Annotated in this window: 24 protein-coding genes; 13 read left to right on the top strand and 11 right to left on the bottom strand. The window is 70.4% G+C overall.

The genetic code is table 11. The features are described from left to right. Positions 1-20: 20 nt before the first annotated feature. Positions 21-1,427, bottom strand: a complete 1,407-nt coding sequence (locus H0B54_RS21545; protein ID WP_188262033.1) for an MmgE/PrpD family protein — start codon at positions 1,425-1,427, stop codon at positions 21-23. 79 nt (positions 1,428-1,506) lie between these two features. Then, a complete protein-coding gene (locus tag H0B54_RS21550; protein ID WP_094306085.1) occupies positions 1,507-2,004 on the bottom strand; it encodes a MaoC family dehydratase in 498 nt (165 codons plus the stop codon). Positions 2,005-2,139: 135 nt separating this feature from the next. Between H0B54_RS21550 and H0B54_RS21555 the strand changes: the two genes are divergently transcribed. The 3 genes from H0B54_RS21555 to dctP all read left to right on the top strand — a co-directional run bounded on the left by H0B54_RS21555 (position 2,140) and on the right by dctP (position 5,454). Further along, the gene (locus H0B54_RS21555) at positions 2,140-3,036 is read left to right on the top strand and encodes an HpcH/HpaI aldolase/citrate lyase family protein (protein WP_188262034.1); all 897 of its coding nucleotides are present in this window, start codon (positions 2,140-2,142) and stop codon (positions 3,034-3,036) included. 53 nt (positions 3,037-3,089) lie between these two features. Further along, on the top strand, positions 3,090-4,292 hold the full coding sequence (locus H0B54_RS21560) for an MFS transporter (protein ID WP_188262035.1): 1,203 nt from the start codon (positions 3,090-3,092) through the stop codon (positions 4,290-4,292). Between the two features lie 130 nt (positions 4,293-4,422). Next, positions 4,423-5,454 carry a TRAP transporter substrate-binding protein DctP gene (gene dctP / locus H0B54_RS21565; RefSeq protein WP_094306082.1) on the top strand — a complete coding sequence of 344 codons (1,032 nt, stop codon included), beginning with the start codon at positions 4,423-4,425 and terminating at the stop codon, positions 5,452-5,454. A gap of 79 nt (positions 5,455-5,533) precedes the next feature. Here the strand turns inward: dctP and H0B54_RS21570 are convergent, their stop codons facing one another. The 4 genes from H0B54_RS21570 to H0B54_RS21580 all read right to left on the bottom strand — a co-directional run bounded on the left by H0B54_RS21570 (position 5,534) and on the right by H0B54_RS21580 (position 10,473). Further along, a complete protein-coding gene (locus tag H0B54_RS21570) occupies positions 5,534-6,235 on the bottom strand; it encodes an SDR family oxidoreductase (RefSeq protein WP_211109483.1) in 702 nt (233 codons plus the stop codon). A gap of 138 nt (positions 6,236-6,373) precedes the next feature. After that, positions 6,374-6,499: a hypothetical protein gene (locus H0B54_RS30325; RefSeq protein ID WP_281390100.1), complete on the bottom strand. Its 126-nt coding sequence runs from the start codon at positions 6,497-6,499 to the stop codon at positions 6,374-6,376. A 207-nt stretch (positions 6,500-6,706) separates the two neighbouring features. After that, positions 6,707-7,837, bottom strand: coding sequence for a glycosyltransferase family 9 protein (locus H0B54_RS21575; protein ID WP_188262036.1), 1,131 nt, complete (start codon positions 7,835-7,837; stop codon positions 6,707-6,709). Then, positions 7,834-10,473 (bottom strand): tetratricopeptide repeat protein, encoded by a 2,640-nt coding sequence (locus H0B54_RS21580; protein ID WP_188262037.1) that lies wholly within the window; start codon positions 10,471-10,473, stop codon positions 7,834-7,836. Before H0B54_RS21580 ends, H0B54_RS21575 begins: the two co-directional genes overlap by 4 nt. 234 nt (positions 10,474-10,707) lie before the next feature. Between H0B54_RS21580 and H0B54_RS21585 the strand changes: the two genes are divergently transcribed. Genes H0B54_RS21585 through H0B54_RS21595 form a run of 3 tightly spaced genes read left to right on the top strand, consistent with a single transcriptional unit; the run spans position 10,708 to position 12,211 of the window. Continuing rightward, positions 10,708-11,280 (top strand): RNA polymerase sigma factor, encoded by a 573-nt coding sequence (locus H0B54_RS21585; RefSeq protein WP_188262038.1) that lies wholly within the window; start codon positions 10,708-10,710, stop codon positions 11,278-11,280. Then, complete coding sequence (locus tag H0B54_RS21590; protein WP_188262039.1) at positions 11,277-11,705, top strand: hypothetical protein; 429 nt, start codon at positions 11,277-11,279, stop codon at positions 11,703-11,705. Before H0B54_RS21585 ends, H0B54_RS21590 begins: the two co-directional genes overlap by 4 nt. Continuing rightward, positions 11,702-12,211: a periplasmic heavy metal sensor gene (locus H0B54_RS21595; RefSeq protein WP_188262040.1), complete on the top strand. Its 510-nt coding sequence runs from the start codon at positions 11,702-11,704 to the stop codon at positions 12,209-12,211. The genes H0B54_RS21590 and H0B54_RS21595 overlap by 4 nt, the downstream gene beginning before the upstream one ends. 6 nt (positions 12,212-12,217) lie before the next feature. Here the strand turns inward: H0B54_RS21595 and H0B54_RS21600 are convergent, their stop codons facing one another. Beyond that, positions 12,218-12,748, bottom strand: coding sequence for an ankyrin repeat domain-containing protein (locus H0B54_RS21600; RefSeq protein ID WP_188262041.1), 531 nt, complete (start codon positions 12,746-12,748; stop codon positions 12,218-12,220). Between the two features lie 29 nt (positions 12,749-12,777). Beyond that, entirely contained in the window at positions 12,778-13,698 is a 921-nt protein-coding gene (gcvA, locus tag H0B54_RS21605; protein WP_188262076.1) for a transcriptional regulator GcvA, read from the bottom strand. A 117-nt stretch (positions 13,699-13,815) separates the two neighbouring features. Between gcvA and H0B54_RS21610 the strand changes: the two genes are divergently transcribed. After that, a complete protein-coding gene (locus tag H0B54_RS21610; RefSeq protein WP_188262042.1) occupies positions 13,816-14,031 on the top strand; it encodes a YjiS-like domain-containing protein in 216 nt (71 codons plus the stop codon). 13 nt (positions 14,032-14,044) lie between these two features. Here H0B54_RS21610 and H0B54_RS21615 read toward each other — a convergent pair whose 3' ends face one another. Beyond that, entirely contained in the window at positions 14,045-14,956 is a 912-nt protein-coding gene (locus tag H0B54_RS21615) for an MBL fold metallo-hydrolase (protein WP_188262043.1), read from the bottom strand. A gap of 102 nt (positions 14,957-15,058) precedes the next feature. Further along, positions 15,059-15,442 (bottom strand): hypothetical protein, encoded by a 384-nt coding sequence (locus tag H0B54_RS21620; protein WP_188262044.1) that lies wholly within the window; start codon positions 15,440-15,442, stop codon positions 15,059-15,061. A gap of 191 nt (positions 15,443-15,633) precedes the next feature. Between H0B54_RS21620 and H0B54_RS21625 the strand changes: the two genes are divergently transcribed. From H0B54_RS21625 to H0B54_RS21635, 3 genes are all read left to right on the top strand, one after another. After that, positions 15,634-16,029, top strand: a complete 396-nt coding sequence (locus H0B54_RS21625; protein ID WP_035682787.1) for a VOC family protein — start codon at positions 15,634-15,636, stop codon at positions 16,027-16,029. A gap of 101 nt (positions 16,030-16,130) precedes the next feature. Further along, complete coding sequence (locus H0B54_RS21630) at positions 16,131-16,649, top strand: Twin-arginine translocation pathway signal (RefSeq protein WP_094306071.1); 519 nt, start codon at positions 16,131-16,133, stop codon at positions 16,647-16,649. Positions 16,650-16,677: 28 nt separating this feature from the next. Then, on the top strand, positions 16,678-18,249 hold the full coding sequence (locus H0B54_RS21635) for a GMC family oxidoreductase (RefSeq protein ID WP_188262045.1): 1,572 nt from the start codon (positions 16,678-16,680) through the stop codon (positions 18,247-18,249). An 84-nt stretch (positions 18,250-18,333) separates the two neighbouring features. Here H0B54_RS21635 and H0B54_RS21640 read toward each other — a convergent pair whose 3' ends face one another. Next, positions 18,334-18,726 (bottom strand): ribbon-helix-helix domain-containing protein, encoded by a 393-nt coding sequence (locus H0B54_RS21640; protein ID WP_188262046.1) that lies wholly within the window; start codon positions 18,724-18,726, stop codon positions 18,334-18,336. A gap of 574 nt (positions 18,727-19,300) precedes the next feature. Between H0B54_RS21640 and glf the strand changes: the two genes are divergently transcribed. The 3 genes from glf (at position 19,301) to H0B54_RS21655 (ending at position 24,743) form a co-directional block, all read left to right on the top strand. After that, a complete protein-coding gene (gene glf, locus H0B54_RS21645) occupies positions 19,301-21,616 on the top strand; it encodes a UDP-galactopyranose mutase (protein WP_188262047.1) in 2,316 nt (771 codons plus the stop codon). A gap of 215 nt (positions 21,617-21,831) precedes the next feature. Further along, the gene (locus H0B54_RS21650) at positions 21,832-22,980 is read left to right on the top strand and encodes a beta-glucosidase (RefSeq protein WP_188262048.1); all 1,149 of its coding nucleotides are present in this window, start codon (positions 21,832-21,834) and stop codon (positions 22,978-22,980) included. After that, positions 22,977-24,743 (top strand): ABC transporter ATP-binding protein, encoded by a 1,767-nt coding sequence (locus H0B54_RS21655; RefSeq protein WP_188262049.1) that lies wholly within the window; start codon positions 22,977-22,979, stop codon positions 24,741-24,743. Before H0B54_RS21650 ends, H0B54_RS21655 begins: the two co-directional genes overlap by 4 nt. Positions 24,744-24,868: the final 125 nt, after the last annotated feature.

Below are 24,868 nucleotides of genomic sequence, written 5' to 3' on the forward strand. Positions count from 1 at the left end.
GTGTTTCCCGGTTTGGATGGTCAGCGGACGGACGGCGACAGCACGGACAGGGAGTCCGCCGCGCGCGGGCTGGCGTCGAGGCCGAGGACGGCGTCGGCGATGCGCGCCGCGGCGGTCTCGTGCACGGCCATGGCGGCGTTGCCGCGGTACTTGTCCACGATCTCGGCGTTGGACAGCGGGCGGTCGGCGGCCCCGCGGTTGATGTGCTCGCGGTGGCGCAGCTCGCGCCCGTCGTCGAGCGTGATGATCAGCTCGCCCGAATAAGCCTTGGGGAAGGGCGAGTCCGGGTCGTGGCGGTAGGACACCTTCGACGCGATGTCGAGGATCGCCGCGTCGCCCAGCGCGTCGTTCTCCAGCTCCGCCAGGGTCAGGCGCCCGCGCACCAGCGCGGCGGCGACCAGGAAGGGCACGCTGAACTGCGCGTCGTAGGAGTTGGAGGGCCGCTTCTTGTTGGCCTCCGGCTCGCAGACGGTCTTGACGACCTGCTCGGGCACCAGCGCCTCGATGCGGCGGATGCGCGCGAGGTCGAGGCCGTCGCGGCGCAGCTCCAGGGCGGCGTCCACGCAGGCGTGGGTGAAGTGGCAGGCCGGATAGGGCTTGATCGCCGTCGCCATCAGCTCCCACGTCTCGCCGAGGCCGGCGGTGGTGATGCCCAGCTCGGCGCGCCCGGCCTCCTTGCCGAGATAGGCGTTGAACAGGCCGAAGCGGCCCTCATAGGGGCGGGTGACGCCGGTGAAGCCCTCGCGGGCCAGCGCCGCCGCGGTGATGCCCGCCGCCGCCGCCCAGCCGGGATGCAGGCGCTTGTTCCAGGCGCCGTCCTGCAGGAACTCCAGGCTGCCGCTCGCCATCGACAGGGCGATGCCCTGGGCGGCGGCGAGCTGCGCGCGGGTCAGGCCGAGCAGACGGCCGGCGGCTAGCGCGCAGCCGAACACGCCGATCATGCCCGTCGGGTGGAAGCCCACCTGGTGGAAGCCGCCGCGCGCCACCGCGCCGAGCCGGGCCGCCACCTCGACGCCCAGCACATAGGCGCTGACCACGGAACGGCCGTCCGCCCCGGTCATCGCCGCCGCCGACAGCACGGCGGGCATCACGCTGGCCGTCGGGTGGATGACGCCGCCGATGTGGGTGTCGTCGTAGTCGAGGCCGTGGCAGAGCAGCCCGTTGACCGTCGCCGCGTCGCGGGCGGGCAGCGAGGCGGGCATGCCGATCACCGGCACCGGCCCCTCCCCCGCCAGCCCGCGCAGGGCGGTCAGCGTCTTGTGGGCGAAGTCGTAGCGCGTCGAGGCGAGCGCGATGCCCACGGCGTCCAGCATGTGGTGCGGCGCGCGGGTGCGGACCTCCGCCGGGATGGCGTCGTCGGGGGTGTCGGCGACGAAGGCCGCCAGCGTGGCGGCGATCGAGTTGCTGGTCGGATCGGTGGCGGGCATGGTTCCTCCCTTTGTTCTTTTCAGGCCGTCGGTGCTTTCGGGTTGTCCGGATCAGTCGCCCCGGATCGATCGTCCCGGATCAGTCACCGATGCCGTGGCCCCGCTTGGGGACGAGGCTGGCCCGCTCGAAGGTCACGAAGACCGTACCGTCGGCCTTGTAGCCCTCGGTGTAGGTGGTCACGATGCCCTGGGTCGGGCGCTTCTTGGATTCGCGGACGTCCAGCACCTTGGAGCGCGCGTAGATCGTGTCACCGGGGAAGACCGGGGCGACCAGCTTGATCTCCTTCCAGCCGAGGTTGGCGACGGACTTGTAGGAGACGTCGTCCACCGTCATGCCCAGCACCATGGCCAGCGTCAGGCCGCTGTTGACCAGCGGCTTGCCGAATTCCGACTTCTCGGCGAAGGCGTGGTCGCAGTGCATGGGGTGGCGGTTCATCGTCAGCAGGCTGAACTGGATGTTGTCCGCTTCGGTGATGGTCCGGCCGGGGCGGTGCTCGTAGACATCGCCGACGGTGAAATCCTCGAGGTAGCGGCCAAGGTCGGCGACGATGGTCCGCGGTTCCTGAACATCGGGCATGGGCGGGCGTCTCTTGTCTGCGGATCGAAGGGATGAGTGCAGGGCGCCGATCATTTCAAGGTGACATGTTCAGCGCGTGTGATAGCATGTTGTACGTACAAATAACACGCCCCCTCACCCTTGGAAAGCGTTTTCATGTCCAACAATCCGCAGAACGCAGCAACGGCGCCGGAATCGCCGGTCCGCCGCTCCTACCTGTTCGTCCCCGGAGCCCGCCCGGACCGTTTCGCCAAGGCCCTGGGGGCCGGCGCCGACGCGGTCATCATCGATCTGGAGGACGCGGTGGCCCCCGGCGACAAGGACAGCGCCCGAACCGCCGTCTGCGCCTTCCTGCGGGAGCACACCGACACGGGCGGGCCGGCGATTTTCGTTCGAACCAATTCGGTGCGCAGCCGCACCGGCCTGCTCGACATCCTCGCTTTGACGGATCTGCTGGACGGCGCCGCGCCGCGCTGGGCGGGAATCCTGCTGCCGAAGGTGGACGGGGCCGAGGACGTCCGGCTGGCCGCCGGGCTTCTCGACGAGCGCAAACTGCCCGGCGCGCTCGGCGCGCTGATCGAAAGCGCCGACGGGCTGGAGAACGTCATGGCGATCGCCGCGGCCTCCCCCCGCCTGTCCTTCCTGATGTTCGGCGGGGCCGACCTGTCGGCGGAGCTGCGCGTGCCGCTGGCCTGGGAGCCGCTGGTCCAGGCCCGCACCCGCATCGTGCACGCCGCCGCCCGATTCGGGCTGGACGCGCTGGACATGCCGTGGATCGCGCTGGACGACGAGGAGGGCTACCGGCAGGAGCTGGCGCGCAGCGTCCTCCACGGCTTCACCGCGCGCTCGGCCATCCACCCCAAGCAGATCACCGCCATCCACGACGCCTACACCCCGTCGCCGGAGGCGGTTCTCCGCGCCGGGCGGGTCCTGGCCGCCTTCGAGGCCACGGGCGGCGGGGTCTGCGTGCTGGACGGCAAGCTGGTCGAGCGGCCTCTGGTGCTGGGGTCCCATCGAATCCTGGCATTGGCCCGCCGCGCCGGAATGCTGTAGGCCAGAATCGACCGTTCACGCGCGCCGCGCCACCGCCACTTGTCCGGACTCCCATGACCACGCAAGAAACCCCGCCCGCCCCCTTCCCCCTTCTGCTGGCGGAGGTGACCAGCGTCCAGACCGTCGCCACCCTGTCGGTCCTGACACTGGCGACGGTCGCCCCGCTGGCCGCGGCCTCGCTGGGCGTGGGGTCGGAGGCGGTCGGCTACCAGATCAGCGTCATCTACAGCGCCGCCGCCCTGGTGTCGGCCTTTGCCGGTCTGGTGGTCCGCCGCTGGGGCGCCGGGACGGTGGGCGTCCTGGCGCTGGGGCTGGGTCTGGTGGGCTGCCTGGGCATCGCCACCGGCTTCCTCTGGGTGGCGGCGCTGGCCTCGGTGCTGCTCGGCATCGGCTACGGGCTGGTGAACCCGTCCTCCTCCCATCTTTTGAACCGCTTCACCCCGCCGGCGCGGCGCAATCTGGTCTTCTCGCTGAAGCAGACCGGCGTGCCGCTGGCCGGCGTGCTGGCCGGCCTGACCCTGCCGGGGATCGGCGAGATCGCCGGCTGGCGCGGGGCGGCGCTGGCGGTGGCCGCCATGTTCGCGCTGCTGCTGGTCCTCTTCGCGCCGGGCCGCCGGGTGTGGGACGACGACCGCAGCCCCGGCCTGCCGATCCGCGGCAACCTGATGGAGGGGCCGCGGCTGGTCTGGCGGGTGCCGGCGCTGCGCGGCTTCGCCCTGATGGGCTTCTTTTTCTCGGCGATCCAGCTGTCGCTGATGGCCTTCACGGTGAACATGCTGGTGCACGACCTGCACTGGTCCATCGTCTCCGCCGGGCTGGCCGTGTCGGTCATGCAGGCGGCGGGGGCGGCGGCGCGCATCGGCTGGGGGCTGCTGGCCGACCGGCTGCGCTCCGGCGTGGCGGTGCTGGGCGGCATCGGCGGGCTGTCCGCCGCCTCCGCCCTGGTCACCGCCGGTCTGGGACCGAGCTGGCCGGTGCCCGCGGTGATCGGCGTGCTGACGGTGTTCGGCGTCGCCGCCATCGGCTGGAACGGCGTGTTCCTGGCGGAGGTGGCGCGGGTCGCGCCGAAGGGCACGGCCAGCACGGCGACGGGCGGCGCGCTGATGTTCACCTTCTCCGGCGTGGTCGTCGGGCCGGCGCTGTTCGCCACCCTGTTCAACGCGGTCGGCAGCTACGGCGAGACCTTCGCCCTGATGATGGCCTTCCCGCTTGCCGGGGCGGCGGCCGTCCTGTTCTGGTCGCGCCGCAAAACTTGATGGCGGGGGTCATAGGCCCATCGCGCAGAGTTGTCCGTACAATAATGTTGGCGCTCCCCACTGTTTTCCCCTATGATCGTTCGGACAAGCGGGCCAGAAGCGTCCGAACGCAGCCATGGGAGGGAAGCCAATGTTCAATCCGTCACTCTTCAGGCCATTCTGGGCGAAGACGCTGCTGGTCGGAATGACCGTGGCCGGGCTGGCCGCCGGGACCCCGGGGCAGGCCCGCGCGCAGGCGGCGCCGGTCGAGATGGTGATGACGGACGAGATCGCGACGTCCCACTGGACCGCCAAGATGATGGACGAGTATGCGGCCCTCATCGAGGAGCGCTCGAAGGGCCGCATCAAGCCGAAGGTCTTCCACTCCGGCACGCTCTACAAGGACAAGGACGCCGTCGCCGCCCTCGGGTCGGGCGCCGTGCACATGGTCTGGCCGGTCAGCGTGCAGCTTGAGAGCATCGCCCCGCAATACGGTGTGGTGAATCTGCCCTTCGCCGTCACCGACGCCGCGATGTCCAAGCCGGAAACCGCGCAAGAGGTCTCGAAGCTGCTGTCCGGGCTGGTGGCCGACAAGGGCATCCGCGTCATGGGGCTGATGCGCACCGCCGACCTGATCTTCCTGTTCAAGGACAAGGAGGTCGACTCCGTCGGCGACCTGAAGGGCAGCAAGATCCGCCTGACCGGCGGGCGCGTCCTGCAGCTGCTGATGCGCGACTTCGGGGCCAGCCCGGTGTCGATGCCCGCCTCCGAGATGGCGGCGGCGCTGATGCAGGGGGCCATCGACGGCATCTACACCTCCGCCGGCGGCTGGGAGATGGTCGGCACCAACGCCGCCAAGGTCGCCTCGCTGGTGCCGGGCATGAGCCTGCTCACCTACTCCGTCCTGGTCGACGACAAGTGGCTGAAGGGCCTGCCCGACGACTTGCGCCAAGTGGTGGAGACGACCACCAACGAGATCATCGCCAAGCAGTGGCAGCGCGCCATCGACGCCGACAAGAAGACCATGGACCAGATGATCGCCCAGGGCGGGCGTCTGGCCGTGGCGCCCGAGGCGGAGCAGGCGAAGTTCCGCGAGGTCGCCAACAAGGTCAACCAGGACTATGTCCGGCGCTACCCTGAGGTCTGGAAGCAGTATCAGGCCATCGTCGGCAACAAGAGCTGAGGCGATCCCCCTCGCTTCACCTCGCGGTGCGGGCAGCGTTCCGGAAGGGGCGCCACCCGCACCGTTTTTTTAAGTGCGCTCAGACCGACCGCATGAGGCCGCCGTCCACCCGGATGTTCTGACCGGTGATGTAGCCGGCCCCGTCGGAGGCGAGGAAGGCGACGGTCGCCGCGATCTCCTCGCTCTTGCCGTAGCGGGCCATCGGCACGCCCTGGCGCCGTTCCTCCGTCGCCGGCAGGCTGTCGATCCAGCCGGGCAGCACGTTGTTCATCCGCACATTGTCGGCGGCGTACTGGTCGGCGAACAGCTTGGTGAAGGAGGCCAGCCCGGCCCGCGCGACGGCGGAGGTCGGGAACATCGGGCTCGGCTCGAAAGCCCAGGCGGTCGAGATGTTGATGATCGCCCCGCCCTTCTGCCGCACCATGACCGGGGTTACCAGCCGGACCGCCCGGACGACGTTCAGGAAATAGACCTCGACCCCCTTGTGCCAGTCCTCGTCGGTCAGCTCCAGCAGCGGCTTGCGCGGGCCGTGGCCGGCGCTGTTCACCAGCGCGTCGATGCGGCCCCAGCGCTCCATCGTTCGGGTCACCAGACGCTCCAGGTCCTCGGCGGACTGGTTCGAGCCGGTCACGCCGATGCCGCCCAGTTCCTCGGCCAGAGCCTCGCCCTTGCCGGAGGAGGACAGCACCGCGACCTTGAATCCGTCCGCCGCGAGGCGCCGCGCCGCCGCGGCGCCCATGCCGCTGCCGCCCGCGGTGATGATGGCAACCTTATCGCCCATGATTCGTCATCCCTCTCCTGCCGGAACGGTTCGTCCGTTCCTTCTCTCCTCCTGTATCGCACCGGATGCAGGACGGGGCCAAGGGAAGCGTGCGCGCGCCCTCGGGCGCCGAAAGGACGGCGCCGGATTCAGGGTCGGTCAGCGGACGAAAAGGAAGGCCAGCGACGCGACCGGAGCCACGGTGACGAAGCCGACGGCGACAAAGCGCTCGACCGGGCTCCAGGACGCCCAATCCCGCTGAAGCGAGGACAAGAACGACTTCATGATCCCTCACGGACCGGCTGATGTTGCAATGCATATAAGATACGGTTTCCGGGGGCGTTCGTGCCAGGGGCGTGGCTTCCGTATCGCGAAATATCAGGGGGTGATGCAGCGCCGCCACAGGCCGGAAAGCGGCACTCCGAAAGGGCTTCGGCGGACCGGCGCCGTCAAAGGTTGCCCATCGGCCACAGGGTTCGATGGACGGGAGGATCAGGACGGCGCGCCGCCGTTCCCGCCGAACAGGGCGAGGATGCGCGCCGCCGCCAACTCCGGCGGAATCGACGCGATGCAATGCGCCTCGGCCGCCGTGCAGCTTTCCGCCACGCAGGGCGCGAGCGCCGCCGCGGGCCGCAGCACCAGCACGCGCGCGCACCAGGGGCGGAAGCGTTCCGGCGCGTGGAAATGGTTGGGGTCGCCGCCTTCCGGATGGCAGGAGAAGACGGCGACCGGCGCCCCCACGGCGGCTCCGAGATGGGCCGGGCCGGAATCCATGGCGATCAACCCCGCCGTCCGCTCGATCACCGCCGCCGCCAAGCGCAGCCCGGTCCGCCCGGTGAGGTCGGTCACCCGCCCCGGCAGGGTCGCGGCGATCCGCTCCGCCGCCGCCCGCTCCAGCTCCGTGCCGAGAACCGCCACCCGCGCGCCGAGCGCGATCGCCACCACGGCGACCACCGCCGCCAGCCGCTCCGGGGGGTATTCGCGGCGTGAAGCGGCGGCTCCCGGCGCCACGGCGATGATCCGTTCCGCCGCCGCACCGGCCAGCAGGCGGGCCGCCTCCGCCCGGTCCTCCGCGGTCAGATGCACCTCCACCCCGGCATGGTCCGGCACGCCGCCGGCGAAGCGCAGCAAGGCGAGGTTCTGCTCCACCTCGTGGCGGCCGGGCGGGGGCGTCAGCCGGTGGGTGTAGGCGCGGTCGAAGCCGGCGTTGCCCGACGCCTTCCAGGGCGTGACCGTCTCCGAGAAGCCGAGGACGGCGCGGGCGCGGCTGCCCGCGGCGAGCGCCGTGGCGCCGTGGCGGTCGAAATCGTAGCGCGGGATTAGCGTCAGGTCGAAGCCGGCGCGGAAGGCCTCCGCGAAGGCCGCGGCGCCGCCGGACGTGACGCCGCGCAGATCGATGCCGCCGCCCGGCTTCGGATGCGGCGCCACCACCGCATCGACGTGCGGGCAGGTCTCGGCGAGGTCGGCCACGGCGGGGCGCACCGCCAGCACGATGCGCGCCCGCGGCGCCGAGTCCCGCAGACCGCGCAGGAAGGGCGTGGCGAGCACGAAGTCGCCCGCCTCGTCCAGCTTCACCACCAGGATGCGCCGGGCGGCGGCAAGGTCGATGGGAGCGTCCGTCATGCCGCGCTCATGTCGATGCGGGCGGGCGGCAGGCTGGCGCACCAGCGCCGCCACGCCATGCGGTAGCCGGCCTCGACCGCCCGGACGTACACCGCCTCGTCCATCAGCGGGGAGCGCGCCATCCGCTCGCGCAGGCCCGCGCGTTGCGCCTCCAGGAAGGCACGGTCCGTGGCCAGCCGGACGGCGAGCGCCACATAATCGTCCTCGCGCTCCACCACCAGCCCGCCCAGCCCGACGCTGCCCAGCATCGTGGCGCCCCAGCGGGAGATCATCGCCTCCCCCGCGATGGACAGCACGGGGACCCCCATCCACAGCGCGTCGCAGGTCGTCGTGCCGCCGTTGGCGAAGACAGGGTCCAGCGCGCAGTCGAGCAGCCGATAATCCTCGTAGGGGTCCGGGGCGGTGCCGCGCAGCAACAGCCGCGACTCCTCCACGCCATGGGCAGCGAAGGCGTCCAGCACCCGCCGCGCCACGCCGCCGCCGGACAGCCCGCGCCACTTCAGCATCAGCCGCGCCTCCGGCACCGCCGCCAGCACCCGCCCCCACAGCGCCAGCGTGGAGGCGTTCAGCTTCGTCAGGTTGTTGAAGGAGCCGAAGGTGAACACCCCTGTCGTCTCCACCGGCGGGCGGTCGGGCGGTGTCGCGGCGGACTCGGCGGGGCGGTAGCACAGCACGCTTCCCGGCAGGCGGATCAGCTTCTCGGTGTGCAGGGCGTCCGCGCTCGCCGCGGCGAAGCGGTGGTCGGAGAACTGGTAGTCCATCGCCGTCAGCCCCGTCGTGTTCGGGTAGAGCGGCAGGCTGACCTGGAGCGGCGCCGGGCGGCGGATGAACAGCGGCATGCGGTTGCGCGACATGTGCCCGCCGCAGTCCACCAGCACGTCGATGCCGTCCGCCCGGATCAGGCGCTCCAAGTCGCCGTCCGGCAGGGCCGCGACATCGCGCCAGCGGTCGGCCAGCGCCGCGAAGCGGATGGTCGCGGCGTCCTTCGGCAGGTCGGCGTAATAGCAGGTCACCTCCACCGCCGACCGGTCGTGGCGTTCGATCAGCGGCAGCAGGAAGTGATAGCCCGGCCCCGGATAGCGCTGGAAATCCGGCGACAGATAGCCGATGCGCAGACGGCGCTCCGGATCGCGGTTCACCGCGTCGAAGCGCGGAGCGGCGGGCGGCACTGGCGTCACGGCGCGTTCGAACCGCCGGTGCTCCTCGAACACCGCACCGAGGTCCGCCTCCTCGGCGAAGCACAGGCAGAACAGCAGGTTGGAGCGGACCTCCGCATCCTGCGGCGCGCGGTCCAGCGCGGCGCGCAGGGCGGCCACCGCCTCGCCATGGCGCCCCAGCGCCATCAGCGCGACGCCCAGGTTGGAACTGGCCAGCGCCTCCCGCTCCGCCGTGCGCAGGGCCAGCGCCCGCCGCAGCAGGGTCAGCGCGTCGTCGAAGGCGCCCGCGTCGATGGCGTGGGTGCCGAGGTTGGTCCAGCCGGCGGCCCCGTCGGGCTGCAGCGCCACCGCGCGGCGGAACCACGCCCGTGCGGCCTCGGAACGCTTGGCCCGATGCTGGACAGCCCCGGTGTTGAGAACGTAGCCGGCGTCCTCCGGGGCGGCGCGGACGGCGCGGCGGGCGGCGGTCGCGGCCTCCTCCATCGGACCCAGGGCAGACAGCGCCATGGCCAGCCCGGTCAGCGCCGGCGCGGAGTCCGGGGCCAGCGCCAGGGCGCGCCGGTAGCAACGCGGCGACGCCGCGGGATGCCCCCGCTCCTGCCACAGGTTGCCGAGCACCAGAAGGGAGTCGGGCGCCGGAGCCAGCACCGCCGCCCGTTCCAGCCACGCCGCCCCCTCGCGCCAGGGTCCCGCCACGGCCAGCGCCGCGCCCAGGATCTTCGCGCCTTCGCCGTGACCCGGCTCCAGCGCCATCAGCCGTCGCCCCGCCTCCGCCGCGCCGGCCATGTCGCCCAGCGCGTGGCCCAGGCCGGTCACCTGCTCCTGCGCCTGGACCAGCAGCGGCGCCAGGGCGGCGGCGCGGCGGAAGGCGGCGAGCGCGTCCCGCGGGCGCCCGGCGTCGCGCAGCGCAGCCCCCTGGTTGTAGACGGCCAGCACTTCACCGGGAGTGAGCGCAGACGCCCGCCCGTACCAGCCGGCCGCCGGGCCGGGCCGCCCCAGATCGTACAGCGCGTCGGCCAGCGCGTTGGCGGCCTCCCTATCCTCGGGCTGCAAGGTCAGCAGGCGGCGGAAGGCCCGCGCCGCTGCCTCCGCCCGGCCCAGCTTCGCCTGGGCGGCCGCCTCCAGCCGGTGATGGTCGGGGACCAGCGGGGCGAGACGGGCGGCGTGGCCGTAGGCGTCCGCGGCCTCCGCCCAGCGCCCCGCCGCCTCCAGCACGCGGCCCAGGTTGAGGCGGAAGACCGGCTGTGTCCCATCCTTCGCAACGGCCTTGCGGATCAGCGCGATCCCGGCCTCCGGATCGCCGGTCTGCGCCGTCAGCAGGCCCAGCAGATGCAGCGCGTCGCTCTGGTCGGGCGCATGGCGCAGCACCCGCTCGTAGAGGGGCCGCGCCTCCGCCAGCCGCCCGTTCTGGTGATGGACGACGGCCTGCGCCAGCGTCTCCTGGAGCGTGGCAGTGGAAGGGTCGCGGCTGGCACTCATGACGGTCCGTTCGGCTGGCCCATGGACAGGGCGTCGGGGCGCGCAGTGTAGCGCGACCGCGTGACCGCGGGTACGAATGCCTTGATGCCGCCGGGATCAGCCGACCGCAAATTTTCAGTCCGGACCGCGCAGGAGATCCCGGTAGAGCGCGTATCACCACCAGCAGGCTCCCCGGAGCCGGTCGGACGGCCCCGGACGCAGGCCAAAACCTAGGAAGGAGCAGAGGATGGCCGCGTGGCGGTGATCGACGAGGACGACGACGAATCGCTGATGGCCGAAACGGCCGCGGGGAACCGGACGGCCTTCGACCGGCTGACCCGCCGTCACCTGCGCCGGAGCCTCGCGCTCGCCCACCGGGTGGTCGGCAACGCGAGCGACGCGGAGGAGGTCGTGCAGGATGCCTTCCTGCAGATCTGGACGCACGCCGACCGTTGGCGCGGCGATGGGACCCGCTTTTCCACGTGGCTCTACCGCATCGTCGTCAACCGCGCGATCGACTACCGCCGCCGCAAGAGTTTCCAGTCTCTGGACGACGCGGTGGAGATGGCCGACCCGGCCGTCGGCGCCGACGGGCTGCTGGCGGAGCGTCAGCTCAGCGCGGCAGTGGACGCGGCGATCGCCGCCTTGCCGGAACGGCAGCGGGCGGCGCTCAGCCTGTGCTACTACCAGGAGATGAGCTGCGCGGAAGCATCGGAGGTTCTGCACGTCTCGGTCTCGGCCATGGAAAGCCTGCTGGTCCGGGCGCGGCGCATGGTCCGCACCCGTCTCAACTCCCTGATCCGTCAGAAGGACGGCGACGAGAAATGACACTCAAAGAGTTCAAGCGCTTCGCCGACCTCTATGGCGGCGACATCGACCGCTGGCCCGCGACGGACGGCGTCGATGCCCTGACCCTTCTCGAAAACTCCGCCGAGGCACGGGCCATCCTGGCCGACGCCGCGGCGCTGGACGCCCTGCTCGACCGCGCCGCACCGGCGGTCGCCGAGGACAGCGTGCAGCGGGTGCTGAACGGCATCGCCGCAAGGCTGGACGCGCCGGTGGAACCGGCCCCCGCCCCCTGGACCCTGTCGGCGCCGCCCATGCGCTTCTGGCCGACCGCCGGATTCCTCGCGGTCATGGGGATGGCGGGTTTCCTCGCCGCCGTCCAGGGCATCCTGCCGGTGCGGAACGCCCAAGCGAACGGTTACGCGGAGGTCGTGGTGAACAGCAGTTATCTGGGGGCGATCCGATGAGCCGGCCCGTCGGCGACTCCGCCGCCCTCCGCCCGTCGGGACGCCATCCGGGGACGGGTATCCCCGCGCCGCGCCGCTGGCCCTGGTATCTGCTGGTCGGTTCGCTCGCCGTGAACATGCTGCTGGGCGGCATCCTGGCCGCGCAGGCGCTGCATCTCATGCCCCCGCCGCCGCCGCCCGATCCCGGTCAGGGGATCGCGCGGCTGGTTGAGCGGGCCGAACGCGAGCTGTCGCCCGCCGACGCGACCATCCTGCGCCGCGGCTACGAGGCGGAACGCACGACGATCAGCCGCATGCGCGAGAATATGGAGTCCATGCGCCGTCGGCTTCACGACAGCATGCAGGCCCCCGCCTTCGATCCGGAAGGTCTGCGGCACGCGCTCGAACAGGCCCACGCGACCGAGGCCGAGTTGCGCGGCCGCCTGGACGGCCGCGCGATCGAGGTGCTCAGCCAATTGTCTCCCGAGGGACGCCGCAAGCTGCTGGAACTGGGTCCGCCCCGCTGAGGGCGGTCAGGCCGCTTCGCCGCCGGGTGACAGCCGGGCGGCGGCGTTCGCGGCGCCCATGGCGAGCGCCGCCTCGCGGGCGGTCAGGCCGCGGGTGTCCCGCGCGTCGGGATCGGCGCCGCGGGCCAGCAGGAGGTCCACCATGGCGACGCGGTCGAACATGGCGGCGGTCATCAGCGCCGTCCGCCCGTCCGGCCCGCAGCCGTCCACGGCGGCTCCCTCCTCCAGCAGGACGCGCAGCACCGCCTCATCCCCTTTGAAGGCGGCGGCGGCCAGCGGAGTCTGCCCGCGGTCATTCGCCAGCTCCGGATCGGCGCCGTGGCGCATCAGGTTGCGGACCAGCTCGGCGTGCCCATGGTAGCTGGCCAGCATCAGCAGGCTGTCGCCCTTGTCGTTGCGCAGGTTGGCCGGCAGGCCCATCTCCAGCAGCTCGGTCAACTCGGCGGTGCCGCCGGACCGCGCCCAGTGGAACAGCTTCCCGGCGAAGGCGATGGTGTCCTCGTCGAGTTCTCTGCGCGGCTCCCCCTGCGCTCCCATGGCGGCGCTCCCCCGGTCAAGGTTTCGGCTCAAACCGGGGAAACAGCCGCCGCAGCACTTTGTTGCGCCGTCTCGTCGCGCGCCTCCTCCAGCAGCCAGCCGCGGAAGGCGGCGACGGCGGGGCGGTCCTGCATGCCCTCTGGGCAGACGAACCAGTAGCTGCCGGAGGACGCCTCGATCTCCGGAAAGGGCAGGACGAGGCGCCCCGCCGCCACATCCTCGGCGCACAGCATGCGGTCGGCGACGGTGGCGCCCATCCCGGCGGCGGCGGCCTGCATCGCCGGGTCCATGGCGTCGAACACCGCGCCCTGCCGCAGCGCCTCGAAGAAGGGCAGCCCCGCCGCGGCCAGCCAGACCCGCCAGTCCTGCCCCTCCGAACAGCCGTGCAGCAACGGGATGGAACCGAGATCCATCGGGACCCGCAGCCGCTCCGCCAGGGCCGGCGGGCAGACGACGGTCAAGCGTTCCGGCAGCACCTGCACCGCGGAAAAGCCGGGCGGCACCTCCCGGCAATAGGTGATGGCGGCGTCGAACTCCTGCGGGTCGAACTCCAGCCCGCTGCTCCAGGCGACGGTCACCCGCACCTGCACGTCGGGGTGCCGCGCCTGGAAGCGGACCAGCCGCGGCATCAGCCAGCGGATGCCGAAGGAGAAGGCCACCTTGATCCGCAGGTCCCGCCCCCGCGCCGCCAGCCGTGCCGACGTTCCGGCGATGCGGTCGAAGGACTCCGACAGCACGGGCAGCAGGGCCCGCCCGTCGTCGGTCAGCTCGACCCGGCGGGTCAGCCGCCGGAACAGCGGCACGCCCAGCCACTCCTCCAGCCCCATGATCTGCCGGCTGACGGCGCCCTGCGTCACGCACAGTTCGTCCGCCGCCTTGGAGAAGCTCTCGTGGCGGGCCGCCGCCTCGAAGGCGCGCAGGGCGTGAAGGGGCGGCAGGGCACGCCGCATCGGATGCTCCATGGATGAGTCTCGCTCATCCATCTTATGAGAAAGCATGGTTTGTCGTCCACGCACCGACGCGCGATTTTCCGGCTTCGAGGAATGACCGACCGGCGGGAGGGCCGCATGACGAGCATGAGCGGAACGCACGACAAGCGGAGCGGCGGAACGACGACCGCCGGCCCCACCGCCGGCTCCTGGCTCGCCCGCCTGAACGGCTGGCGGGAGCGGCGGGCGCTGCGCCGCGCCCTGGCCCGCATGGACGCGCATCTCTGGGCCGATCTCGGCTTCGACGAGGCGGCGGCGCGGGAGGAGATGGACAAGCCCTTCTGGAAAGGGTAAGCGGACCGGCGGTTCAGGGCGGACGGTAGGCGCTGCCGTCCTCGGCGCGGGCGGGCGTGTCGACGTAGGTCCCGTGGTCCGGCACGGCGATCCGGTCGAAATCGCGGGCGAGGTCATGGAGCGCCGCCCGCATGCCGCTTCCCCGCATGGCGGGGCCGTGGCCGGTGACTACAAGCTCGGGCTCCAGCCCCGCCAGCAGAACCACCGAGTCCCGCGCCTTCCCCCAATCCGTCGTGTAGTACATGGGCGGGCCGTGCATCTCCGGGTCCTGCACGGCCACGGCGTAGGCGGATTCCTGGCGCGTCGTGATGAAGGCGTCGCCCGCGATGATGGTCCGGTCCGCCTCCCGCCAGAAGGAGACATGCCCCGGGCTGTGCCCCGGTGTGGGAAGCCAGCGCCATCCCGGCATGCCCGGCACGCTGCCGTCCTCCGGAAGGCGGCGCAGCCAGCGGCCCACATTCACCGGTCCGCGGGGGTAGAGCGGCGCCATCAGGGACATCAGGCCGCCGCCGACCGACGGGTCGGGTGGCGGATAGGACGCGCTGCCGTCGAGATAGGGATGCTCCAGCCCGTGAGCGTAGACCGGCGCCTCCCAGCGCTCGGCCAATTCCTCAAGGGCGCCGACATGGTCGAAATGGCCGTGAGTCATCACGATGGCCGCCGGACGTGCATCCGGCCCGAACCGCTCCTCCGCCGCCTTGGCGATGAGGCCCGCCGTGCCCATCACGCCGGCGTCGATCAGCACCCATTGCCGGTCGCTGGGCCGGTCGGCGGCCCCCGGCGCGCCGACGAAGACCACGTTGACGATGGCGAGGCGCCGGTAGGCCAGATCGGAGGCGATCTCCCGCGTGCCATCGTCGCGCGCCCGGTACCGCTCCGGATCGTCGGCACGTCCCGCGGAATCGAGAGGGATCTGCCGCGCCATGCGCCGTCCTCCTTGCTGCGATGGGTGAGGGTCGGTTCCGCTCACCGTTCTTAGGCAAACTGAAGCTGTCGGCGATGGTTCCCCAACGCGCGGTGGTGGCGGCTACTCCATCGGCTGGTCGAGCGGGCGCCCCATCGCCCCTCCCGCCACCGCACCCAGGGCGCAGCCCAGCGCCGCGGCCGGGCCGGTCGCCGGCAAGGCGGCCCCGCCGGTCGCAGCACCCGCCGCGACGGCGCCCGTCGCCCCCACCGCTCCACCGGCCAGACAGCCGAGCGTCAGCCCCGCCACCGTGTGCCGGTTCTGGTACAGCAGGGCGCCGCCCAGGATGATTGCGCGCTCCGCCCCGTCGCGCAGCCCGTCCGTCCTGTCGGTCAGCCAGCCGCGCCACTCCGATGTCGGCGATGCCGCCTGGGACGCCGGCGCAGCCACAAGCGCCAGCGTGGCAAGACCCGCCGCAGCGAAGGTCCGGGCCATCCTGTGTCGCATGGGAAGCTCCTTTTCCGGGCCGTGAGCATACGCCATCGCGTCCTGAATGCCGTCCCGGCGCGAGGGAGAAGGACTTGCCGTCCGGGCTACCCCCTTCGCGTCCGGCCTGTAGTAGATACTTACTGCCACACCAACAATCAGTGTCACTAACATTCACGCTGGAGCCACCAACCGGAACGGAGCCAGCCCCCATGGCCAAGGCCATCCACATGATGATCCGGGTCCTCGACGAAGAGCGGTCGCGGGACTTCTACGCCCGCGCGTTCGGCCTGGAATGCGCCGACCGCTACGCCTTCGACGGCTTCACCCTGGTCTATCTGCGCAACGCCGAAAACGACTTTGAGATCGAGCTGACCATCAACCACGGCCGCACCGAACCCTACGCCCACGGCGACGGCTACGGCCATCTGGCCGTCTGCGTGGAGGATCTGGACGGGGAACACCGGCGCTTCACCGCGCTCGGCTACGGCCCCAACCCGATCAAGGAGTTCGCGCGGGACGGCGCGCTGATGGCCCGCTTCTTTTTCGTCCAGGACCCCGACGGCTACAAGATCGAGGTCCTCCAGCGCCACGGCCGCTACCGCTGACACGGGCGCGGCCCACTCGAAGCAAAAATCATAATCGGTCTTGGGAGGAAGCCATGCGTTCTCCGACGAGCACAACAGCAAAACCCGCCCCGAATCCCACCATGCACCGGCGCGCCTTCCTGGCGGCGTCGGCCACCGCCGCCGCCGCGACGGCCATCCTGGTGTCGGGCGGGGCGATCCTCTGCCCGCGCGAGGCCTGGGGGTACGAAACCAAGGCGCTGGCGCCGGACACCATGCGCTCGCTGATCCGGGTGTCGCGGGACATCTACCCGCACGACCGGCTGGCCGACCGCTTCTACGCCATCGCCATGAAGGCGCAGGACGAGAAGGCGTCCGCCGACGCCGCGCTCAAGGAGCTGTACGAGTCCGGCATGGCGAAGCTCGACCGGCTGGCCAAGGCCAAGCACGACGCGCCCTACGCGGAGGTCGGCTGGGAGGCCGACCGGGTCCGGCTGCTGCACGAGATCGAGGCCGACCCCTTCTTCCAGACCGTGCGCGGCGGGCTGGTGACCGGGATCTACAACAACCAGGAGGTCTGGCCGCTCTTCGGCTACGAGGGCGAGAGCGCGGCCAAGGGCGGCTACATCGACCGCGGATTCAACGACATCGAGTGGCTCTGACCACCGTCTCAGGAAGGATGTTTCAGCCATGGAAGCGAAATTCGACCTGAACGACGACAGCGTCGTGGTGATCGTGGGCTCCGGGGCCGGCGGCGGCACGCTGGGTACCCAACTGGCGCTGAAGGGCATCAGGACGGTGATCCTGGAAGCCGGCGGCCGCCACAACATGGAGGATTTCCAGAACGACGAATGGGCCAGCTTCGCCCAGATCTCCTGGCTCGACCCGCGGACCACGTCGGGAAGCTGGCGGGTGTCGCGCGACTTCCCCGGCCTGCCGGCCTGGATCGTCAAGGCGGTCGGCGGCTCCACCGTGCACTGGGCGGGCGCGGCGCTGCGCTTCCAGCCGCACGAGTTCAAGACGCGCACCGCCTACGGCGAGGTCGCCGGCGCCAACCTGCTGGACTGGCCGATCACGCTGGAGGAGTTGGAGCCCTGGTACGCGCAGGCGGAGGACCGCATGGGGGTCACCCGCACCAACGGCATTCCCGGCCTGCCCGGCAACAACAACTTCAAGGTCCTGAAGGCCGGTGCCGACAAGATGGGCTACAAGGAGTGCCACACCGGCAACATGGCCATCAACTCCGAGCCCCGCGACGGGCGCGGGGGCTGCCAGCAGATCGGCTTCTGCTTCCAGGGCTGCAAGTCCGGGGCGAAATGGTCGACCCTGATCGCCGAGATTCCCAAGGGTGAGGAGACCGGCAAGTTGGAGGTCCGCGCCAACGCCCAGGTGCTGAAGATCGAGCATGACGCCAAGGGCAAGGTGACCGGCGTCCTCTACGCCGACAAGGACGGGGCGATCCAGCGCCAGAAGGCCCGCATCGTCGCGGTGGCCGGCAATTCCATCGAAAGCCCCCGCCTGCTGCTGAACTCGGCGTCCTCCATGTTCCCGGACGGGCTCGCCAATTCCTCCGGCCAGGTGGGGCGGAACTACATGCGGCACATGACCGGCTCGGTCTACGGCGTGTTCGAGAAGCCGGTGCGCATGTACCGCGGCACCACCATGGCCGGCATCATCCGCGACGAGGCGAAGAACAAGCCCGACCGCGGCTTCGTCGGCGGGTACGAGATCGAGACCCTGTCGCTCGGCCTGCCCTTCATGGCCGCCTTCCTCGACCCCGGTGCCTGGGGGCGGGAGTTCACCTCGGCGCTCGACGGCTACGACCATATGGCCGGCATGTGGCTGGTCGGCGAGGACATGCCGCAGGAGAGCAACCGCATCACCCTGCACGCCGACAAGAAGGACAAGTACGGGATGCCCGTCCCCAACGTCCATTTCGACGACCACCCGAACGACGTCGCCATGCGCCAGCACGCCTACCGGCAGGGCATGGCCCTGTATGAATCGGTGGGGGCGACCCGCACGTTCCCGACGCCGCCCTACCCGTCCACCCACAATCTGGGCACCAACCGGATGAGCGAGAAGGCGCGCGACGGCGTGGTGAACAAGTGGGGCCAGACCCACGACGTGGCGAACCTGTTCGTCTCCGACGGCTCGCAGTTCACCACCGGCGGCGCCGAGAATCCCACCCTGACCATCGTCGCGCTGGCGCTGCGGCAAGCCGACTACATCGCCGGCCAAATGGCCAAGAACGCGATCTGATCGCTGTTCTGTCCCATTATTCGGGACGCCGCTCTGTTTACAGCCCCTCTCTTCCGGACGGAGGAGGGGGGCACTCTTTTGCGCTCAGGCCGTTTCCCGTTCCTTTTCCGGAGCGGTGAAAGAGGCCGCAATTCCCGCCGGAAGGGCGGCGGCGGCCACGGCGGCAAAATCGGTGCGTGCCTCCCGCTCCAGTTCTTCCACGCAGGGGCGGTGACCCTTCACCTCCTGGGCGTAGGTCAGACAGGCACAGCGCAGCAGGCCGGCGAAGTTGCGACGCTCCACCCCACGGGCCAAGACTTCATCGTGCAACTTTGACAAGAAACGGCCGAGCGACACCCCCTGCATCGCCGCGATTTCCTCCAGTGCGTCCCAGAAGGCCGCTTCCAGACAGACGCTCGTCGAATGACCGCTCAAACGCACCCGCCGAGTTACCATGCGGAAGCGCTCCGGGTCCTGACCGGCAAAAATTCGACACATCCCTCGTCTCCTTCCAAACTTCCCCGACTCCTTGAATGCACTATGAACGGAAAATCAGTAGATCGCATCAATTTCCGAAGAGTGGCGCCCTTCGAGGTTGAGGACATCAAGACGGCAATCCCAAAACCGCGCAGCTTGAAAAGCACCGGAGACGCGGAGTCTTCCACAGGCCGCGCGCCCGCCCGCTGAAATAAGCGCTTACCCCGGCCAACCCGCCGCAAAAGAACTAGCGTTGAAAAATTGGGGAACCGTTTCCGCGGCGCATTTCTGTCACGGAACCCACCCTTGCCGACCCCGTTATTGGTTTCCGGTTTTCAACGTCACTCCGCTGCGCCGCAAAATTCCATTGTATTCGTGGCGAATTTCCGGCGGAACAACCGACGAACGTTACAGCAGAGAGGATGGAAACATGAGTTGGGCCGGCCAACACCAGTTCCCAATCGGCAGAAACCGAAAAAGAACACGTCAGACCGCCGACTCTCCACACTCCAAGATCATCGAGACCCCATCGCAGACCCTGATCTGCTTTTCGCACCTGCGCTGGAGCTTCGTTTATCAACGCCCACAACATCTTATGTCGCGGTTCGCGCGCGACCACCGCGTGCTGTTCGTCGAGGAGCCGATCCACAACGACACGCCCGAGCCCTGGCTGGATGTGCGGGAAGACGAAGGCGTCCTTGTCCTGGTTCCCCGCCTTCCCGCCGACATGGACGGCGAGGCGGCCTTGACCGCCCAGCGCCAGCTGCTCGACCGCTATCTGGCCGAGGAGGGGGTGACCGACCCGATCCTCTGGTACTACACGCCGATGAGCCTCGGCATCTCCGGCCATCTGCGCGGGGCACTGGTGGTCTACGACTGCATGGACGAGCTGTCGGCCTTCCATGGCGCACCCCCGGAGCTGGTCGAGCGCGAGCGGCAGCTGATGGCGCGGGCCGACGTCGTGTTCACCGGCGGCGTCAGCCTCTATGAGGCCAAACGCGGCCTGCACCCCAACGCCCACGCCTTCCCCAGCAGCGTGGACGTCGCCCATTTCGCCGCCGCCCGCGGCATTGTGGAGGAGCCCGCCGACCAAGCGGCCATCCCGCACCCGCGGCTCGGCTTCTACGGCGTTATCGACGAGCGGCTGGACATCGCCCTGCTGGACGCCGCGGCTGCGGCCCGGCCCGACTGGCAGTTCGTCCTGGTTGGCCCGGTGGTGAAGATCGACCCGGCCGACCTGCCCCGCCGTCCGAACATCCACTATCTCGGCCCGAAGAGCTACGACGACCTGCCGCATTATCTGGCGGGCTGGGACGTCGCCCTGATGCCCTTCGCGCGCAACGAGTCCACCCGCTTCATCAGCCCGACCAAGACGCCGGAGTATCTGGCCGCCGGGCGCCCGGTCGTCTCCACCTCGATCACCGACGTGGTGCGCGGCTATGGCGACAGCGGCGTCGTGCGCATCGCCGACGCACCGCAGGATTTCGTCGCCGCCGTCGAGGCCGCCTTGGCCGACGCCGCCGACCCGGAACGTCTGCGCGCCACCGCCGACCACGTCCTGCGCGACATGTCTTGGGACAAGACGCAGGGCCGCATGAAGACGTTGATGGATCAAGCCCGCCACCGCGGAAGCGCCGCACCGCCGGCCCACCGCCCGGCGCCGGCGATCCATCCGGCCACTCACCCGGTCAGGCACGTCAACGGGCGCGCCGCCGGCCGCCGCTCCGGCTTCGATTACCTGATCGTCGGGGCGGGCTTCGCCGGCAGCGTCCTGGCGGAACGTCTGGCGGCGGGGTTGGGCAAGCGGGTGTTGCTGATCGACCGGCGCCCGCACATCGGCGGCAACGCCTACGATCACTACGACGACGCGGGCGTGCTGATCCACCGCTACGGCCCGCACATCTTCCACACCAACTCCACCCAGGTCGCCGACTATCTGTCGCGCTTCACGAAGTGGCGTCCCTACGAGCATCGCGTCCTGGCGCGGGTTGACGAGCAGCTGGTTCCGATCCCGATCAACCGGACGACGGTCAACCGGCTGTACGGGCTGGACCTCGACGAGGCTGGGGTGGCTGAGTTCCTCAAAAGCCGGGCGGAACCGGTGGCCGACGTCCGCACCTCGGAGGACGTGGTGGTCGGCGCGGTCGGGCGGGAGCTGTACGAGAAGTTCTTCCGCGGCTACACCCGCAAGCAATGGGGCCTCGACCCGTCGCAGCTCGACAAGGCGGTGACGGCGCGGGTGCCGACGCGGACCAACGACGACGACCGCTATTTCGGCGACAGCTTCCAGGCGATGCCGCTGAACGGCTACACGCGGATGTTCGAGAGCATGCTCGACCACCCGAACATCAAGGTGATGCTGAACACCGACTTCGACGATGTGCGGGACGAGATCGCCTATGACCGCATCGTCTTCACCGGTCCCATCGACGAGTATTTCGGGCACCGCTTCGGCAAGCTGCCCTACCGCTCCCTGACCTTCCGGCACGAGACGGTCGACCAGGAGTGGTTCCAGCCCGTCGCCGTGGTGAACGAGCCGTCGGAAGACGTGCCCTACACCCGTGTCACCGAGTACAAGCATCTGACCGGGCAGCAGCACCCGAAGACCAGCATCACCTACGAGTACCCCTCCGCGCAGGGCGATCCCTACTACCCGATCCCCCGCCCGGAGAACCAGGAGCTGTTCCGCAAGTATCAGGCGCTGGCCGACGGCACGCCGGACGTGATCTTCCTGGGCCGGCTCGGCACCTACCGCTACTACAACATGGATCAGGTGGTGGCCCAGGCGCTGGCGGTCTACGCCCGTCTGGAGAAGGAGGAGCAGCAGAGCCGCGGACTGGCCGCCGCCGCGCGGGCCTTCGGCTCGCTGGGCGCGGAGCGGGAGGTGCGGGTCGCGGGGATGGGGGATTAGGAGGAGCGCTCACCCCCTCCTTGCCCTCACCCGACCCCTCCCCCGCTCTCGGCGGACCGAAGACCCGCCCGCCGCGTCAGCACAATCCTTTGGCTTGTGCGAGGGCTCTGCGGGGGAGGGCGCTTTCTTATCCCCTCCCCAGCGCAGCGGGGGAGGGTTAGGGAGGGGGCAAGACTCCGCACACCCCGAACTCCCCAAAAAACACAGAGTCCCCCATGCACACCCCCACCCTGTTCGACAGCGTCTTTCTCGGCGGCTTCGAATGCTCGACGCACCGGCGGCACGACGGGCGCCGGCTTGACCTGATCGCGGCGACCGGCCATGACCGGCTGGCCGCGCAGGACTACCAACGCATGGCCGCGCATGGCCTGCGCTCCGTGCGCGACGGCGTGCGCTGGCACCTGATCGAGACCGCGCCGGGCCACTACGACTGGTCCAGCCTGCTGCCCATGGTCCGCGCGGCGCGCGAGGCCGGGGTCCAGGTCGTCTGGGACCTCTGCCATTACGGCTGGCCGGACGACATCGACATCTGGCGCCCCGCCTTCGTGGAGCGCTTCGCCCGTTTCGCCGGAGCCACGGCGGCCCTGTTGCGCGACGAGGGCGTGGAAGCGCCCGCCTATTGCCCGGTCAATGAAATCTCCTACTGGGCCTGGGCCGGAGGCGACATGAAGCGCTTCAACCCGATGGCCGAGCGCCGTGGGGCCGAACTCAAGCACCAGCTCGTCCGCGCCAGCATCGCGGCGATCGATGCGATCCGCGCCGCCGACCCGCGCGCCCGCATCGTCCAGGTCGATCCGGTCATCAACGTGCTGCCCCGCCCAGACCGCAAAGGCGACGCCGGGGCCGCGGAGGCCGCCCGGCTGGCCCAGTACGAGGCGTGGGACATGATCGGCGGCTATGCCTGGCCGGGGCTGGGCGGCAAACCGGAGTATCTGGACGTGATCGGGGTCAACTACTACTCCGACAACCAGTGGTTCCTGAAGGGCGGCACCATCGGGCGGGACGACCCGCGCTACCGCCCCTTCGCCGACATCCTGGCGGAGGTGCACCAGCGCTACGGCCGCCCGGTTCTGGTGGCTGAGACGGGTGCCGAAGGCGACGCCCGCGCCTCCTGGCTCGATTATGTGACGGAGGAGGTGGTGACCGCCCTGCGCGACGACGTGCCGGTGGAGGGGATCTGCCTCTACCCGATCCTCGACTACCCCGGCTGGGCCAACGATCGCCATTGCGAAACCGGCCTCTACGGTCTGTGCGACGAGCAGGGCGGGCGGTGCCTGCATCAGCCGCTCGCCGCCGCCCTGCAGCGCGGGCAGGCCCGCATCGGGGCCCTGCTCGGCCAGCCGGAACTCCAGGCGGCTCAATGAGGGATTTCAACACGGACACCATCCCGGACCGTCCCGGCCGCTTCCTGCTGCGCTACATCCAGCGGCGGCCCTGGTCCTTCAGCGGGCTGTTCTCGGTGATCGTGGCGGCGGCCGGCTGCGCGGTCGCCGTGCAGTACGGGATGAAGCTGCTGATCGACGCCATGGCCTCCCCCGACCGGGCGGCGGCGGATGTCTGGACCCCGCTCGGCCTGTTCCTGGGCTTCATCGCGGCGGAAAACGTGCTGTGGCGGCTGGGCGGCTGGCTCGGCTGCCGGACGGTGCTGGCGACCGGCGTGGACATGCGGCTGGACCTGTTCCGGCACCTGACCGGCCATTCGATGCGCTACTTCTCGGAGCATCTCGCCGGATCGCTTGGCAACCGCATCGCCGCCACCGAGAACGCCGCCACCACCATCTTCCGCACCCTGACCTGGAGCATCGTCCCGCCGGTCACCGACTTCCTGGGGGCGGTCCTGGTGCTGCTGACCATCCATTGGGGCATGGCGGCGGCGCTGGTGGTGTTCGCCCTGGTGGTCGCCGTTGCCATCGTCGGGCTGGGGCTGCGCGGGCGGACGGTTCACCACGCCTTTGCCGAGCAGTCCGCCCGCACCAACGGCGAGCTGGTCGACGTGGTGTCCAACGTCTGGACGGTGAAGGCCTTCTCCGCCCGCGGGCGCGAGCGCGAGCGCCTGCGGCAGGCCTTCACGGTGGAGGCCGGGGCGCACCGCCGGAGCTGGATGCATCTGGAGAACACCCGCGTCGTCCATGACGTCTGCCTCTGGGTGATGGCCGGGTCGATGCTGCTGTGGGCGCTGCTGCTGTGGCGGGACGGGACGATCACCACCGGCGACGTGGTGATCGTCAGCGCCCTGACCTTCCGCATCCTGCACGGCTCCCGCGACCTCGCCTTCGCGCTGGTCACCGCCACCCAGCAGGTCAGCGCCATCGACGAGAGTTTGCGGGTGATCGCCCGCCCGCACGACGTGCTCGACCCCGTGCCGGCCGAGCCCGCCAAGCCCGGCGGCGGCGCCATCGCGTTCGAGCGGGTCTCCTACCGCTATCCCGAAGGGCGCAAGGTGCTGGAGGATTTCAGTCTGACCATCCCGGCCGGGCAGAAGGTCGGTCTGGTCGGGCCGTCGGGGGCCGGCAAGTCCACCATCATCAGCCTGATCCAACGGCTGGACGACGTGCAGCGCGGCGACATCCTCATCGATGGGCAGCCGCTGACCGCCCTCGCCCAGGACGATCTGCGGGCCAAGATCGCCGTGGTGCCCCAGGACATCGCGCTGTTCCACCGCCCGATCCTGGAGAACATCCGCTACGGCCGCCCCGACGCCAGCGACGAGGAGGTGTTCGAAGCCGCCCGCCATGCCTTCTGCGACGGCTTCATCCGGCAGTTGCCGGAGGGCTACGGCACGCTGGTGGGTGAACGGGGCGTGCGGCTGTCGGGGGGGCAGCGGCAGCGGCTGGGCATCGCCCGCGCCTTCCTGAAGAACGCGCCGATCCTGATCCTCGACGAGGCGACCTCCGCCCTCGACACCCAATCGGAGCAGGAGATCCAGGCGGCTCTGGCCGATCTGGCCCAGGGACGGACGGTGGTCGCGGTGGCGCACCGGCTGTCCACCGTGTCGGCCTTCGACCGCGTGCTGGTCCTGGTGGACGGCCGCATCGCGGAGGACGGCCACCCCGCGGAATTGCGTCGGCGCGGCGGGCTGTTCAACTCCCTGTGGCGGCTCCAGGCGCAGGGCTTCGCGGCGGAGTAGATGATGGCCCCCGCACCGTGGCGCGGGGGCCGCATCCGCCGGAACGGTTAGGGAAAACCGCCCTTCGACGAGCTATCTTTCCGGGCGTGGTGTGTTAAGACACCAGACGCAACCTCGCCTCGGCC

The organism is Azospirillum tabaci, from assembly GCF_014596085.1.
Taxonomy (GTDB): domain Bacteria; phylum Pseudomonadota; class Alphaproteobacteria; order Azospirillales; family Azospirillaceae; genus Azospirillum; species Azospirillum tabaci.